This window comes from Saccharothrix sp. ST-888 (assembly GCF_000955975.1).
Taxonomy (GTDB): domain Bacteria; phylum Actinomycetota; class Actinomycetes; order Streptomycetales; family Streptomycetaceae; genus Kitasatospora.
Window position 1 is genome coordinate 1 of record NZ_JYJF01000369.1, and the last position, 458, is coordinate 458.

Below are 458 nucleotides of genomic sequence, written 5' to 3' on the forward strand. Positions count from 1 at the left end.
GCGGCGGGCGTGCCGGGCGGCGAGGTCGACGTGGTCGAGGCGCACGGCACCGGCACCACGCTGGGCGACCCGATCGAGGCCCAGGCCCTGATCGCGACGGACGGCAGCGAGCACACCGCGGAGCGCCCGCTCGGGCTGGGCCCGATCAAGTCGCACCTCGGCCTCCCCGCCCGCCACGCCCGCCGCAGCCAGCGCCCGGCGTATCACCCGCTGCTGCGCCGTTCCGTTGGGGGCGGTGATGCCGTTGGACGCGCGTTCCTGGTTCACCGCGGTGCGGCGCACCACCGCCGGCACCTGGTTGCCGTTGCGGCGGGCATCGGAGAGCCGCTCCAGGGGCAGCACGCCCGCGCCCTCACCGTAGCCGGTCCCGTTGGCCGCGTCGGCGAACGGGCGGCACCGCCCGTCCCGCGACAGGCCGCGCTGACGGCTGAACTCGACGAAGGTCCCCGGGGTCGCCA

Annotated in this window: 2 pseudogenes; one reads left to right on the forward strand and one right to left on the reverse strand. The window is 77.1% G+C overall.

Annotated features, from left to right (window positions below):
• Positions 1–30: 30 nt before the first annotated feature.
• Positions 31–102: pseudogene (locus tag UK12_RS45265) on the forward strand (hypothetical protein); the annotation flags it as partial.
• A gap of 54 nt (positions 103–156) precedes the next feature.
• Here UK12_RS45265 and UK12_RS33135 read toward each other — a convergent pair.
• Positions 157–458: pseudogene (locus UK12_RS33135) on the reverse strand (beta-ketoacyl synthase N-terminal-like domain-containing protein); the annotation flags it as partial.